At 55.9% G+C, this 14,375-nt stretch carries 11 protein-coding genes and 2 pseudogenes; 8 read left to right on the top strand and 5 right to left on the bottom strand.

The features are described from left to right. Positions 1–43: 43 nt before the first annotated feature. The 3 genes and pseudogenes from L901_RS13790 to dnaK form a co-directional block, all read right to left on the bottom strand. Positions 44–343: a chaperone modulator CbpM gene (locus L901_RS13790; RefSeq protein WP_236776850.1), complete on the bottom strand. Its 300-nt coding sequence runs from the start codon at positions 341–343 to the stop codon at positions 44–46. Beyond that, positions 340–1,241 (bottom strand): annotated as a pseudogene (locus L901_RS27710) (DnaJ C-terminal domain-containing protein). The gene L901_RS13790 and the pseudogene L901_RS27710 overlap by 4 nt, the downstream one beginning before the upstream one ends. A 164-nt stretch (positions 1,242–1,405) precedes the next feature. Further along, positions 1,406–3,451 carry a molecular chaperone DnaK gene (gene dnaK, locus L901_RS13800; RefSeq protein ID WP_082710633.1) on the bottom strand — a complete coding sequence of 682 codons (2,046 nt, stop codon included), beginning with the start codon at positions 3,449–3,451 and terminating at the stop codon, positions 1,406–1,408. Positions 3,452–3,945: 494 nt separating this feature from the next. On the opposite strand from dnaK, the gene L901_RS13805 reads away from it, so the two are divergent. The 8 genes from L901_RS13805 (at position 3,946) to L901_RS13840 (ending at position 12,307) form a co-directional block, all read left to right on the top strand. Then, positions 3,946–4,140 (top strand): hypothetical protein, encoded by a 195-nt coding sequence (locus L901_RS13805; RefSeq protein ID WP_059757688.1) that lies wholly within the window; start codon positions 3,946–3,948, stop codon positions 4,138–4,140. 231 nt (positions 4,141–4,371) lie between these two features. Next, positions 4,372–4,572 (top strand): AtpZ/AtpI family protein, encoded by a 201-nt coding sequence (locus L901_RS27715; RefSeq protein ID WP_245289648.1) that lies wholly within the window; start codon positions 4,372–4,374, stop codon positions 4,570–4,572. 97 nt (positions 4,573–4,669) lie between these two features. Continuing rightward, the gene (locus L901_RS13815; RefSeq protein WP_059757691.1) at positions 4,670–5,635 is read left to right on the top strand and encodes a cation diffusion facilitator family transporter; all 966 of its coding nucleotides are present in this window, start codon (positions 4,670–4,672) and stop codon (positions 5,633–5,635) included. A gap of 262 nt (positions 5,636–5,897) precedes the next feature. Beyond that, positions 5,898–6,464, top strand: coding sequence for an HdeD family acid-resistance protein (locus L901_RS13820; RefSeq protein ID WP_059757621.1), 567 nt, complete (start codon positions 5,898–5,900; stop codon positions 6,462–6,464). 72 nt (positions 6,465–6,536) lie between these two features. Continuing rightward, a complete protein-coding gene (gene grpE, locus L901_RS13825; RefSeq protein WP_082710636.1) occupies positions 6,537–7,163 on the top strand; it encodes a nucleotide exchange factor GrpE in 627 nt (208 codons plus the stop codon). A gap of 66 nt (positions 7,164–7,229) precedes the next feature. Then, positions 7,230–7,862, top strand: a complete 633-nt coding sequence (locus L901_RS13830; protein ID WP_059757624.1) for a DUF1345 domain-containing protein — start codon at positions 7,230–7,232, stop codon at positions 7,860–7,862. Positions 7,863–8,271: 409 nt separating this feature from the next. Then, positions 8,272–9,063 (top strand): hypothetical protein, encoded by a 792-nt coding sequence (locus L901_RS13835; RefSeq protein ID WP_156430053.1) that lies wholly within the window; start codon positions 8,272–8,274, stop codon positions 9,061–9,063. Beyond that, on the top strand, positions 9,056–12,307 hold the full coding sequence (locus L901_RS13840) for a DEAD/DEAH box helicase (RefSeq protein ID WP_059757631.1): 3,252 nt from the start codon (positions 9,056–9,058) through the stop codon (positions 12,305–12,307). The genes L901_RS13835 and L901_RS13840 overlap by 8 nt, the downstream gene beginning before the upstream one ends. Positions 12,308–12,486: 179 nt before the next feature. On the opposite strand, the pseudogene L901_RS13845 reads toward L901_RS13840, so the two are convergent. Beyond that, positions 12,487–12,729 (bottom strand): annotated as a pseudogene (locus L901_RS13845) (tyrosine-type recombinase/integrase); the annotation flags it as partial. A 531-nt stretch (positions 12,730–13,260) separates the two neighbouring features. Continuing rightward, the gene (locus L901_RS13850; protein ID WP_059757634.1) at positions 13,261–14,193 is read right to left on the bottom strand and encodes a DUF6602 domain-containing protein; all 933 of its coding nucleotides are present in this window, start codon (positions 14,191–14,193) and stop codon (positions 13,261–13,263) included. Positions 14,194–14,375 lie beyond the last annotated feature (182 nt).

The raw sequence follows: 14,375 nt of genomic DNA on the forward strand, positions 1-14,375 counted from the left end.
ATCGAACATTTCGGCACTGCCGGACTTCCCGATGCCTTTCGCCCTAAGAAGGGCGCCGGTCGTCTTCAGCATCTTTTTTCAAATGCAATTGCAGGTGTTCGAAAGCCCGCCGCATGCCGTGTAACTGATCGAGCAGGTGCAAAATAACATCGACACCTGCGTCATTTGCCCCTACGTTTTCCGTAAGATCGCGGATGAGATGGACCCGCGCGATGTCCGCATCCGAAAAGCCAGGTCCCGAGGATGTTTGTTCCGGCTTGACCCATTCCTGCTCGATCCATAATTCCAAGGTCTGCACCTGCACACCCGAGCGAATGACGAGCTCCTTCTTTGTGATAATCATGACCTGTCCTCGCGTGGGTTGAAGTCTTTTCCAGCGGCCCAATTCGACACGAAAGTCTCAAGCTCCAGATCTCCATGCTTGGGCAGGACAACCTTTAGCTTGACGAACTCGTCTCCATGCCCGCCCCCGCGTTTTGGTGCACCCTTGCCACGCAGGCGCAGCTTCGTACCCGTATTCGAACCCTTCGGTATCGCCATGGATACGTCGCCGGTCGGAGTTGGCACACGGATTTTTCCACCCAGTACGGCTTCGGTCAGAGAAATCGGCAACTCGACGGAAATGTCGTCGCCGTCTCTCTGGAACCGGGGATCAGCCAGGACTTCAATCTGGATGAGGGCATCACCGGGACCGCCGTTACCTGCCCCCGGCGCGCCCTTGCCCTTGAGGCGAAGGGTCTTGCCGTCGACAAGACCGGCCGGAATGGCGACGTCCAACGTGCCACCGCCCGGCAATGTCAAGCGTTTGCTGGCACCGGTGATCGATTCAACGAAGGAGATCGCCAGGGTATAGTGCAGATCCTCGCCGCGCCGGTTGGTACGACTGCGCTGCCCGCGCCTGAGCAATTCGGCGAATGCATCGTCGCCATCCATGAAGTCGGCAAAACCGGACATATCCATATAGGGATGGCCGCCATCCGAATGCGCGTAGTCCCGGTAATATGAATTTTGCGGACGTCTGCTCCACTCTCGTCGATCTCTCCGGCATCAAAGCGTTTCCGCTTTTCTGCATCGCTGAGTAGGTCGTAAGCTCCCGCAACCTCCTTAAACTTCTCTTCCGCGGCTTTGTCGCCGGGGTTCAGGTCGGGATGCAGCTTTTTCGCAAGCTTACGATATGCGGACTGAACGTCCGCCGCAGACGCGGATTGGCTGACACCGAGCACCTCATATGGGTTTTTCACATCTTGCTCCGGTTAAAAATTTGAGTTGGGCCATTCCCGATCAAAAACCTTTCGGAGCATTTAAACTCCTGTCCACGAAACTGAACAAGTCATGATCAAGCGTTGCGAACCTGGCAACACCAGAGAAGGTGCGGAGAAGCTTGCGCCGCCCCGCACGGCTCCTGTTAATTGGCCTTCTTCTGTTCGTCGTCGATCTCGGTGTAATCCGCATCAACGACGTTCTCGCTCCCTGCAGATTGTGAACTCGAACCCGCCTGCTGCGATTGCGCATAGGCAGCTTCCGCCAGCTTCATGCTCACCTGCTGAAGCGCATTGGCCTTCGTCGTGATCGCCTCGCCGTCATTGCCAGTCAACGCTTCGCGCAGATCGGACAAGGCGTCCTCAATCGACTTGCGGTCGGCATCTCCAAGCTTTGCACCGTGTTCGGCCAACGCCTTTTCGGTCTCGTGAACGAGCGCGTCGCCAGCATTCTTGGCCTCAATGGTGGCTCTTCGTTTCTTGTCTTCCTCGGCATGGGCTTCAGCATCCTTCACCATCCGGTCAATGTCCGCTTCCGAAAGACCGCCCGACGCCTGAATCTGGATACGCTGTTCCTTGCCCGTTCCCTTGTCCTTGGCCGAGACGTTGACGATGCCGTTTGCGTCGATGTCGAATGTAACTTCGATCTGAGGGGTGCCGCGCGGCGCCGGCGGGATGCCCATCAGATCGAACTGACCGAGCAGTTTGTTGTCGGCCGCCAGTTCACGCTCCCCCTGGAAGACACGGATCGTTACCGCATTCTGATTGTCTTCGGCGGTGGAGAAGGTCTGGCTCTTCTTCGCCGGCACGGTGGTATTGCGTTCGATGAGGCGGGTGAAGACACCTCCGAGCGTTTCCAGTCCGAGAGACAGAGGCGTCACGTCGAGAAGCAGGACGTCCTTGACGTCTCCCTGCAATACGCCCGCCTGGATCGCAGCGCCGATTGCGACCACTTCGTCGGGATTGACGCCTTTATGAGGTTCCTTGCCGAAAATCTTTTCGACCACTTCCTGGATTTTTGGCATTCTGGTCATGCCACCGACAAGGACTACTTCACTGACATCCTTTGCGGTCAGTCCTGCATCCTTCAAGGCGCTAAGGCAGGGCTCGATGGTTCGCTGGACGAGATCCTCGACAAGGGACTCGAACTTGGCGCGTGTAATCTTCACCTGCAGGTGCTTCGGCCCGGTGGCGTCTGCGGTGATGAAGGGAAGATTGACCTCGGTCTGCGTCGTCGTAGAGAGCTCGATCTTCGCTTTTTCCGCCGCCTCCTTGAGGCGCTGCAGGGCAAGCTTGTCGGTCTTCAGGTCGATACCCTGATCCTTCTTGAATTCGGACGAGATGTATTCGACGAGGCGCATGTCGAAATCCTCGCCACCGAGGAAGGTATCGCCATTTGTCGACTTCACCTCGAACACGCCATCGCCAATATCAAGGATGGAGACGTCGAACGTACCACCGCCAAGATCGTAGACCGCGATCTTCGACTGCTTCTTCTTGTCGAGTCCGTAGGCCAGCGCTGCGGCCGTCGGCTCGTTGATAATGCGCAGCACTTCCAGACCGGCGATCTTGCCTGCATCCTTGGTTGCCTGACGTTGCGCGTCGTTGAAATAGGCGGGCACGGTAATGACCGCCTGTGTGATCTTCTCGCCGAGATTGGCCTCTGCCGTTTCCTTCATCTTCTGAAGAATGAAGGCTGAAATCTGCGATGGCGAATAGGTCTTGCCTTCCGCCTCGACCCAGGCATCGCCGTTACCCGCCTTGACGATCGCGTAAGGAACGAGGCCCTTGTCCTTTTCTACCGTCGGATCGTCGTAACGGCGGCCGATCAGACGCTTGACGGCGAAAATCGTATTCGTGGGGTTCGTCACGGCCTGCCGGCGAGCCGGCTGACCCACCAAGCGTTCGCCGTCGGCTGTGAACGCGACGATCGAGGGCGTCGTTCGCGCCCCCTCGGAATTTTCGATGATTTTCGTGTTCTTGCCGTCCATCACGGCAACGCAGGAGTTGGTCGTACCCAGATCTATTCCGATAACTTTACTCACCGTATGACTCCTCTGTTTGCTTCCGGTTTTGATGTTCCCCCTCGCACGGCCATGCGTCCGAAGGTCATCCCGCTTTGTCGCCAACTCACCCCCAGGTCGATGTCGCAGAACGGGATACCGATTTGCGTTGTCTACGCCTGTGCACATACGGCCATGCCGCCAGCCAGTTGGTACTGCCCGAATATCTCAGCAACACGCGTGCCAGTTTCCAACGCCTATAAATATCAATGACATACAGTCAATTTCGCATCAAAATCGGACAGGATGTCTCGATCGTTTCAGACAAAATGTCCGAGGTCGAAGGGCGGATGATAACAGTCGGCAGTGAAGGGCGGCGAGTGCGCACGCTAGAACGACGCTCGCAAGCCGCCTTTCAATCGGCGCGATCATGCACCGGATATGAAGCAAGGTTCGCCGGGCATACCGGGCGCAGAGGGAACCCGGTCCTGGCGCCGATCTGCGATACGGACAATATGTCCTCCGGCGGTCCGACATATTGTCGATGTGCCAGAAAACGGAAAACGCCATGCCTCTGTTTCGATTGAATATTATCCAGTTGGCACGCCTGTTGCACTTTGGAGTTGGGTGACGGTGAAGGTGACTGCCCGCAGCACATCGCCAGGATCAACGAGGAGGTTCCCATGCAAGAATATGATCTCTACATTAACGAGAAAAAGCCGGCCATTGGTCTCTACGTCCGTTCCGGAGCCAGCCTTCCCGACTTTGCTGATCCCAAGGAATGGATTTTCGACGGAACTTCAGCGCAGGATTTGTTGCCACCCAGCGTACTCGAGGGTGTGGCTGCCGCAGGCCATGCGTTTCGCGACATGGATTAACATGGGATTAATGCGGATTTTTCCGCATGATCACAGATGACAGGAAGAGTTCAAGACATGCACGATGAACCATCTCTGCGCGAGACTACCGCAAAAGCGACCGGGGGTAGCCCCTCATTGGAAGAGCAAAGGCGCCGGCTCGACCACGATATAGACGCAGCGAGGCACCATCATGCCGAACATGCCTTGGAGGCCGACGCCCTTGTGGCATCGGCCACGAGCGCATCGGCCATGGCATACGGTCTGCGCCTCTCATCAGCCTCCGTTGGAGCAATCGTGGCGGGGGCAGTACTGGGATGGCTGATTGACTACGCCTTCTCCACCTCGCCATGGGGCCTGATCACATGCCTATGCGTCGGCTTTATCGCGGGATTCTTCAATCTGATGAGAGTGGTGAACGAAAACAGGCCTAAGCAATCGGACCGCACCTAGACCGACGGGACGCCCCGGACAACTGCCGGAGAGCCTGTCCTCTCTTCGATCGAACATAGGAGTTCGTTTCGTGTCCGCATCCATTTCCGATCCGCGAATTCAGGGCCGGCACTCCTCAAGAGTTGCAGTTTACGCTGCACTGGCCGGCAACATCGCGGTCGCAATAACAAAGCTGTTTGCCGCGGCCATTACCGGCAGCGCGGCGATGTTCAGTGAAGCCGTGCATTCGGTTGTCGATTGCGGAAACGAGGCTCTCATTCTTTACGGCTACCGCCGCGCGGTTCGGCGACCGGATCTCGTCCATCCATTTGGATTTGGCCGCGAGCTCTACTTCTGGAGCTTCATCGTCGCTCTGATGCTGTTTGCTCTTGGAGCCGGCGTTTCAATCTACCAGGGCATTCACCATGCGATCGACCCTCACCCGGTCGAACATGCCCGGATCAGCTACATCGTTTTGGCACTCTCATTTGTTTTCGAAAGCGCGTCCTGGATGGTTGGCTGGCGGGCTTTCGCTAAGGCGCGTGGCAATCTCGGATTCTGGGCGGCATTCCGCCAAAGCAAGGATCCGCCAGCATTCATGGTGCTGTTCGAGGATACCGCCGCGCTGATCGGCATCATCATTGCCGCAATCGGTATCGCCGCAGCCGAAACACTCGACATGCCGGTGCTCGATGGAGCCGCTTCCATCCTTATCGGTTTTGTCCTTGCGATTACCGCTGTCCTGCTTGCGATCGAGAGCAAAAGCCTTCTGATCGGGGAGCGGGCGACGCCGGCCCTCGTCGAGGCAATCTGTCGGATAGCCCAGAAAGAGCCCGGAGTAATTCATGCAAACAGCGCCCTGACGGCGCAACTCGCCCCCGATCAGGCGATGGTTGCTCTCAGTATCGACTTCGATCCGACACTGTTCACGGAACAAATAGAAGCCTGCGTGGCCTCGATCGAAAAGAAGGTTCGCGCTGCTCATCCAGAGGTCGTGGCTCTGTTCGTCAAACCGCAGACGCTCGCCGAGTTCGAAAACGCCCGTTTGAAGAGATTTGGCAACTACAGGCTACCCGTGAAGTAACCTGAAGCTGCGGTGAAAAGACTGGCGCGCCGGGTATCCGATGCGGCCGCCATTTCTCGATGCGGCCGACATATTGTCCGGCTACAACCGACAATATGTCTTCGCAAGGGCAGAGGCCCCACCATCAAGGCTTTGCTTTCATTAAATTATTCAACTGGCACAGTCATTGCGTGGATATTTCCAGCCAGTTGCGGTTCGCGCTGGCAGGTTCAACCGCTGGCTCGCCGATACCCGACCTGACGACCTGACGAAGGAGGCGGAGATGACAACCATAACCAAGTTTCCCACTTGTGCGGAAAACTCTATCGTCTTGCGAAAGAAATGGGGGTGGTTTTTGCTCCTCGGTATTTTGTTCATTGCGCTGGGCGCGATCGCGGCCGGCCACCTTTTCTATGCAACGATCGCGGCCGTTTTTTATGTTGGCGCTTTGATGTCCTCGGCAGGCGCACTGCAATTCTTTCACGCGTTCAGCGTCAGGAACTGGGGTGGTTTTCTCCTGTGGCTCGCCAGTGGCCTGCTTTATACCGCAGCCGGGATAGCCGCCTTCACCAATCCTGCATTCAGCTCGGTTGCCCTCACTCTGGTCGTCGCTCTTTTGATCATGACATCGGGCATGGTTCGCCTGATCCTGGGGTTGAGGGCCAAACCGGAAAAGGGATGGGGATGGGTCGTCGCATCGGGCACACTGACGATTCTGGCGGGACTGATGTTCCTGATCGGATGGCCATTCAATAGCACGTGGCTGCTCGGTCTGTTGCTGGCGATCGATCTCATGTTCCAGGGCGTGGCATTGATCGGCCTCGCCTACCAGCTCGGCACGATCAACTGACCCTTTCCCCACGCTCTGCATTCGCGGTGTCGCCGGGGCGGCTCAAACGAAAAACCACGACAGGATACTCAGATGAGCAACGACAAAACCCACCCTCATGAAAAGCAGATAAAGGACAAGGGCACGTCCATTCACCCCGTTGAAGGCGACAACACTGCGCAAAAAGAAGTGTCCGACGATCGTCAGCCCGCACCTGAAGTCGCCCCGTCAGAAAAAGTCCTGATCCTTGAAGAGGAGATCAAGCGTCTTCAGGATCGCCTGCTTCGTGCGTTGGCAGAGACGGAAAATGTGCGCCGCCGGGCAGAGCGCGATATAAGCGATGCAAAGCAATATGCCGTCACCCAGTTCGCCCGCGACATGACGAGGGTAGCAGACAATCTCGATCGTGCGATTACCAGCATTCCGGAGAAACTGCGCCACGATGAAGGGCCGGTAAAGACGCTGATTGAAGGCGTCGAACTGACCGGGAAGGAATTGTTGCGCTCGCTGGAAAAGCATGGTGTCACCAAGCTCGACCCTGAGGGTAAAGCATTCGATCCGAGTTTTCACGAAGCAATGTTCGAGGCGGAAGATCCAAGTGTCCCGCACGGCACGGTCACGATGGTGGCCGAACCGGGCTACGCCATCGGCGCTCGTCCCTTACGTCCCGCAAAGGTTGCCATCTCCCGCGGTGGTCCGCCGCGTAAGCCTCAAAGTTGATTGCCGCCCCTCATGAAAGAAACAAACAGACCACGAAACTTTGTTCGGTTGAATCGGGGATACCAAATGACGATCGGCAACAGAATAGCTCCGATACGCTTTCTGGTCTTTGCTGCGGCCCTTGTGCTTTCGGTCATCGTTGCTACAGCGTTGCATGCCGAGTGGAATATCGCTCTCCTTGTCGGGTTCGATGTGGCGACATGCGTTTTCATCGTGAGCACGTTTCCACTGCTTGACGACAGCCCTGAAGAAATTCGGGCTGCGGCAAAGCGTAACGATGCAAACCGCGCAGGACTGCTCGCGATCACGTTGCTGCTTTGCCTTGTCGTTCTCATAGCAATCGGAACGCTGGTCGCCAGACCCACGACACCGGAATGGACGGATGTCGCTCTGATTGTTCTGACGCTGATATTGTCATGGCTCTTTGCAAATACGGTCTTTGCAATGCACTACATCCACCTCTTCTACTCCCAGGAACAGGGAAAAGATCTCGGTGGACTGGAGGTGCCCAATACTCCGAGCCCTGGATACTGGGACCTATTTTATTTCAGCTTCACGCTGGGTATGACGTTCCAGACTTCGGATATCACGGTAACTGGTTGGCACATGCGTAAAGTCGTCCTGTTCCAATGCGTGGCGGCATTCATTTTCAACATGGGCGTTCTGGCTTTCACAATCAACGCGCTGGGAAGCCTATGAATAGGCGGCCACGGCTCTTGTAAATTCCAGCCTGAATACGACCGTCGGAGCGAAAATGGTGAGAATTGAATCCATTTCCGCCTTCAACAGAACAACCGATTTGGGCCGGGCGTGGACTGTCCGCTTCGGGAGGCTAGCGATGTAATAGAAGCCATGGGCGCGGGCGACCATCTACGACTGCTTCCGCCCCCATTGCGGCCGTTCGGCGTGCTTTCGCTGCCATCTGAAAGTTACAATTCGTTCAAGTTTCACCCGACGACAGAGTTGGGGCCGCTAGCGGAACGGCAGCTTCTTAATGTCGAGCCATAGAAAGCTGCCGTTCGAATGACCAAAAAATCTCAGTGTGGAAATAGCGCCAAATCGGTTGAAGAATGGCATGTCACAACCTACAACCGAAGTGGGGGACACGATGCCTATTACGTTCAGCGCCATTAGCAACAAAGACGATTGGGCCGGTAGTAGCTGGACTATTGCGAAGGACGACGACCTTGCCGAGTTAATCGCAAGGGTTGCTCTCGGCCAAAGTCGGTATGTACGGCGCGTTCTCAAAGAGACGGGCTTTGCGGCACCGGACCCCAAGGAGACGGAGTTGTCGGGAGCACTTAAATTGCTCATCGCAAACGACCCCAAGAAACCCTGGCATCGGGATGGATGGATGTTCCAAGTCATCTCGTGGATCGCAGCAAATCTTCAGGACCCTGAAGATCTCATCGCACCGCCGCACATGATCCATGCGCATAAGGGCTTTGATGGCATTCACGTCAGAGTCGATCCAAAGACCCATCAGATAAGTTCAGTTGTTATCTGCGAAGAGAAAGCCACAGACAACGCCCGAAAGATGGTCCGCGATCGCATCTGGAAAGAGTTCAAGGGGATGCAGAGCGGCGAACGGGATAACGAGCTTGCTGCCGAGATCACGCGGCTTCTCGAGACGGCGAAGGGTATCGACGTTGATGAGGCGGTGGAGACAGTCGTTTGGAAGAACGCGCGTCACTACCGCATCGCCATCACCATCGATGATAATCACATCGACGCCGAGGGCCAGAAAGAACTTTTCGATGGCTATAGCGCCGTCGTGGGCGGTGAGGTAGTGCGCCGTCGCGGCGAGGTGCTTCACCTGGATAATATGCGAGCTTGGATGGCAGCACTGGCCGACAATGCCATCGAAAGGGCGAAGACCATGGTGGCAGCAAATGTATGATGCCGACACCGCGGAGTTGATTCGTTCAACTCCTTCTCTGGAAGGACTCGACCGTGAGCGCCTTCCTGAGGAGCTGTCAAAAGCCTTCGCTCAGATCGCAGCAGCCAGGTTCCGTTTGCGGTCGGGGACTTTAGAAGACGATCAGGAGGTCGTTTCTCTCATTTCTGAGATGCGGCGGCTCGCGATCACCAACGAAGTGTTGGTGGCAGTATCTCCTAACCGTGACGACAGGGCTGCCGCTGCATTCGTTGCAGGCTCGGCGCACCAGCTTTGTTTCAACGCGCGCAGGATCGGTGCAGAAGACCAAGTAACCGCGACTTACGTGGATGCCAACGGTATCTCCTCCGATATCGCAGCGATGCTACTCTTCCTGGTTGCTGAAGCCACGGCCGATGCCAGTGAACTCGCTGATCGATTAAACGTGGAGGGTATGCCCGGTGTCGAACGTTCTCTCGTCGAAGCATTGCGATCCCTAGCGCGCGGCGAGCTTGTCGCTATCACCTCGGCAACGTTGCCACCAAAGGATCTCGTGACGGGTGCCAGCGCAGCCGAGGTCGCTGCGCTGGCGCTTTATTACAAGACACTGCTGGGTGTTCGAGCACTTGCGAACCAGTTGCTTCGAAGAGGCGAGGACATTGAGAGTGCGCAGGCCAACAGGATATTCAAGTCGATCTTGAACTTGAGCTCGGCAGCGAGCCGCGAGGACAAGGGGTGGCTCGGTGAGGAAATCGGATCTTTCGCCGGTCCCCATCACTTGGCGTCGCTCCTGCTCGCAGTCACGGGCGATCTTTCGAGCAGCGCTGTTACAGGCGTTGAGCCACCATCAGGCATCGACGGCGTAAAGTGGCTTAACGCTATGCGTCGCATCGCGCGCAGGCGTCCTTACCTCTGGCGCAATCACCGTGAGGCAGTAGCGAAGGGTTACCTGGATCCTCAAAATTCCGCCGCTGTTAGCTTCCCCACCGGAGCGGGCAAATCAACTCTTGCGGAACTCAAGATTTACGCAACGCTCCTAAGCGACAAAAAAGTTGTCTTCCTCGCCCCGACAAATGCGTTGGTCGGGCAGACGACCATTGGTCTGCGCAAGACTTTTAAGAGAACCAAGGTCGAGAAGGAGCGGTTCGACGAGGTAGGTTTCCTCAGTGACGAAGATGAGTTGCCGGAAATTTTTGTAATGACGCCGGAATCGTGTCTCGCGCAGATGAGTATTGAACCTACAGTCTTCGAGGATGTGGGGCTGCTCATTTTCGACGAATGCCATTTGCTTCATCCCGAGGAAGGCCGCGGAAGACGCGCGCTCGACGCGATGCTGTGTGTGCTCAACTTCGCTGGTCTGGTACCTGGGGCTAGTTTCCTGCTTCTGTCAGCTATGATGAAGAACACAGATGAGATCGCTGGCTGGATCGAGGGTCTGACAGAGCGGCCATGTCTTCCGCTTGCGCTGCCGTGGAAACCAACGCGGCAGTTGCGCGGTAGTGTCGTCTATCCCCAAGCCGACGTGGACAATCTCGCTCGCGGGTTGGCGAAAGCGGCGCGTGCGCGCAAGACCAAAGCACCTTCCACGGGTGACAAGGCAAGGCTCCAGAGTGTCCCGATGGGCCTGTTTGGTCTTCAACAGACATGGGCGACCCGTAATACCGAGGACTACGCGTTGCTCGGATTGCTGGAAGATGCCGTGGAGCTGTCCGCCAATAAGTGGTGGAGGCTGACTCCAAACTCCGGCGTGGTCTCTGCGGCCATTGCATCCGCCGCTGCAGATGCAGGCGTAAAAACCTTGGTGTTCTTTCAGACAATCCAGAACGCGGTAAGCGCGAAGAATAAGGTCATTGACGAGCTGGGAGAAGTGAGCATCAAACTTATTGACGAGGAACGAGAGTGGCTCGCGATAAGCAAATTGGAGATGGGTGGCACAGACCATCTGTACCTCGACGTGAGGAAGGGAGAGCTATCCTCGCCATGCGTCGTCCATCATGGTCTGCTGTTGCCAGAGGAGAGACAGCTCTGCGAATCTCTTTATCAGCGCGCCGACGGTGCAACCGTGATGGCGGCGACCTCAACTGTCTCACAAGGAATGAATTTTCCGAGCGAACTTGTGGTCATCGCTGAGGATAGCCGCTTCGACGAAGCCAAGGATCGTCGCGAAGTTCTCCAGGCTCAGGAGTTGCTCAACGCAGCGGGAAGAGCTGGCCGAGCAGGTCAGAATGCCAATGGGATCGTTTTGGTCATTCCTGGCAAAGTTGTCGGCATCGACATGGAGGACGCGAAGATCGGTGCGCATTGGACCAAGCTGCAGAAGGTCTTTGGCCAATCAGACCAATGCCTTGAGATAGACGATCCTTTGACCGCGATTCTCGATCGGGTTCATGCGGCGGCAGGCGACCGGAACGATATCGACCGCTACGTCATCGCTCGGTTGGCATCGGTAAGTCTCGACGGCGCCGTGAAGAAGTCCCTATCGGGCTTTCGTGCGAAAAAGCGAGGCGATGCGGATTGGGTAAAGAGCCGCCTGAAAGCGGCCACCGACTTCCAGAAAAAAGAGGAGCCGGAGACCGATGAGGACCTAGTCGGCCACCAGGTCGCCTCCACGTTAGGTATTGCGCTTCCCGTTATGAAGCAGCTCTCAAAGGACTTGGTCGGCGCTCCCGAAAGCGAGACGGTGACCGATTGGCGAAAATGGTTCTTCCACTGGATTGCCGCCAATGGAAAGTTGTTCGATCAAGTGTTTCGCCCCGAGACTATCGACGATCTGTTTGGAAAGGACGTCACATCGCTAGACACCAGCGAGGAGCGATGCGTCTTTGCGGTCCCGTATCTCAAAGAGTTAACAAAGCTGTGGGTGCGCGGGAAGCCTTTGACCGATCTTGAAGAGGCACTCGGAACACCCGCTGACAAACTGAAAACTTGTATCGGCGCGCGGAAGTTCGTCCTGCGCGTGATTCCGGAACTGGGCTACCTATTCGGTGTTCCTGCGCTATTGAGGCAGCGTCTGGCGGCCTCCAACGGCACGGAACTCTCACTTAGCCCTGCGCTGACAAAGTTGGGTTCGTGCATTCGGAATGGCTATCAAACGTATGAGCAAGCCGCACTCGGGTTTCGGTTGAGACGCGATAAATTATCACGCAGGCAGCTTCATAAGCGTTTTGAAATACTGGCGCCGTACATCCCGCCTGCAAAAAAGGCCGAGTCGTGGGATGACGCAGTAGCTAGGATCGAGCTGGCGCTGTTAGCCGAAGAGATCAGCTAGGAAGTTCAGCGCACGGAAAAAACCTCCGTCGTTGAATAAAAGGGCACCAGGCGAACGGCAGCTTTCGGCAAACTCGAAAGCCATTGCGACGTCCGAAATGAAGGCGCAAAGCAGATTGAATCCTTAAGAGTGCTGTCAGGGGAAAGGAGCGGCCCCACGATACGCAGGGCCGTCCGCATTCAAATTTCAGTCCGCTCCGCCAGTTCTAGTGCGTCCTCAATATCGACGCCGAGATACCTTACTGTGTTCTCGATCTTGGTATGGCCAAGCAGGATCTGTATCGCTCGAAGATTGCCGGTGGCCTTGTAGATCATGGCAGCCTTCGTTCGCCGCAGGGAATGCGTACCGTAATCCTCCCGACGAAGCCCGATCGCCATCACCCACTCATCGACCAGTCGGGCGTACTGCCGAGTGCTGAGATGATCAGGTGCTCTCTTAAAGACCCATGCCTTCACTCCTAAGATGTTCATCGATCGGTATTCGGTGCCCCTGAAGAAAACCTGATCGCCGCATGCTAAAGCGCCGCAATGTTGGAGGTGACGCTTATGCATTTTGCCGGGGTCATAGTCAGGGTCCAGATGCCACAGTTGCCTGCCTCCATTCTTGTGCTGCAGGCAGGACGTCTTCGGTAATGCAACCGAAAGCGAATAGACAGGGCGTCATCCACCCTTCTCGGTTTCGGCAACAGCCAAAGTAGAAAGGCTGCTATCGGTGTTCGCCAGATCCGCATGGATGACAGCAATAAAGCCTGTTGCCGATCGGCCGGTTGCGACTTCATGTCAGCCATTCGGCGCGCTGCCATCCCCACCCAAAACCTGCCATCCTTTCCGTTCTGCCTAGGGCACGGGCGGGGCCTAAACGCGGCTGGCCGCTTTAATTTGCTAACGTACGAAAAACAACGATCCTCGAGGGGATTACTAACTCAATCCCAAGTCGGTCTCCGAGTGTTATGGCTACCGTTTAGGATATTTCTCTCTGAGCGTGTCAAGGTTGAAACGCCACAGACCTTTTTCCTCCATCGCGCGCATTAGTTCCTCCACAGGCGTTTGAGTTTCGAACAGTGTCATTTCCTTCAAAGACGAGTTGACCATGTTTTGCAGATATAAGCCGATCGGTTGTTGATCCTCAAAGAAACTGGTTCTGAACAGAGACAACCAAGCCATGAGGAAGGCAAGAGGAGTATCGGTGCTGTAGGGCATAATGAAGCCACTTACGTCCAGAGCACCCACCTTATGAAGGAAAGGTAGACCGATTGCTTGTGTGAACGGTGCTTCCTGGTGAGGCGACAAGATCAAGGCGACGTTCTGGTCCAGAAGGAATATGCCGTCGAGAGGGAGGACCCTTTCACTGTCGATATACTCCATCAACTCCAATAGGATCGATTGCCAGGGCGACTTCGTCTCGGTTGCTATTATGAAGTACGGGCGATAGAAAACATAGTAGGAAGCCCAGACGTCTGGGCTAGTGACCTGCACTAGCCGAGACATGTTCTTTGCACGTAATGCACGAAACTTCCGAGCTTTCCTCAATTCGTCCGGCATGACGGAGCGCGACAAACTGGTTTTCACTTCGCCAGCGGCTAGTACCCCTTCGATGAAAAAAAGTGTCGGAATATCTCGTGCCGTCGGGAACGGTTGCGACTGATTCGAAAACACCAAATCCATCTGGCCCGATCGGGCCCCAGCGCTGTCGTTGTCGCTTTCCGAAGCGATCACTTCGCCCGTACCCACGTTTACGGATCGGGGTAGGTGCTTTTCGAAGAAGTCGCGGGAGGCGATCTCGAGTGCATTACCTCGTAAACCGAGATGTTCAAAACGAGTGCGCGCTACTTCTAGCTCCAGTTCGAGTATCTTTTGCTGATGCGTAAAAAGATCCTTGAAGTCCATTTTCCCTCCCCCTGCTCTGTTCACCGATTAGCAAATCTCCACTGCATGAGAAACTCGTTGGCTTCGGACAACTTGCTCACAGGTAGCTCAGCTATAGCCGATCTTTCCAACCTCAAAAGCTTGCCTCGAATGTCTGCATCGGGCAACCGGCAGCCCTGAGCCACAAGTGCCTGTTACGAGTA

Origin of the sequence: Agrobacterium sp. D14 (assembly GCF_001526505.1) — a bacterium.
GTDB lineage: Bacteria > Pseudomonadota > Alphaproteobacteria > Rhizobiales > Rhizobiaceae > Agrobacterium > Agrobacterium leguminum.

Excerpts from the sequence above, each read along its gene's own strand:
- L901_RS13850 (WP_059757634.1), bottom strand. The coding sequence starts at position 14,193 with ATGGACTTCAAGGATCTTTTTACGCATCAGCAAAAGATACTCGAACTG.
- L901_RS13835 (WP_156430053.1), top strand. The coding sequence starts at position 8,272 with ATGCCTATTACGTTCAGCGCCATTAGCAACAAAGACGATTGGGCCGGT.
- L901_RS13840 (WP_059757631.1), top strand. The coding sequence starts at position 9,056 with ATGTATGATGCCGACACCGCGGAGTTGATTCGTTCAACTCCTTCTCTG.
- L901_RS13830 (WP_059757624.1), top strand. The coding sequence starts at position 7,230 with ATGACGATCGGCAACAGAATAGCTCCGATACGCTTTCTGGTCTTTGCT.
- grpE (WP_082710636.1), top strand. The coding sequence starts at position 6,537 with ATGAGCAACGACAAAACCCACCCTCATGAAAAGCAGATAAAGGACAAG.
- L901_RS27715 (WP_245289648.1), top strand. The coding sequence starts at position 4,372 with ATGGCATACGGTCTGCGCCTCTCATCAGCCTCCGTTGGAGCAATCGTG.
- L901_RS13820 (WP_059757621.1), top strand. The coding sequence starts at position 5,898 with ATGACAACCATAACCAAGTTTCCCACTTGTGCGGAAAACTCTATCGTC.
- dnaK (WP_082710633.1), bottom strand. The coding sequence starts at position 3,451 with ATGTGCACAGGCGTAGACAACGCAAATCGGTATCCCGTTCTGCGACAT.
- L901_RS13790 (WP_236776850.1), bottom strand. The coding sequence starts at position 343 with ATGATTATCACAAAGAAGGAGCTCGTCATTCGCTCGGGTGTGCAGGTG.
- L901_RS13805 (WP_059757688.1), top strand. The coding sequence starts at position 3,946 with ATGCAAGAATATGATCTCTACATTAACGAGAAAAAGCCGGCCATTGGT.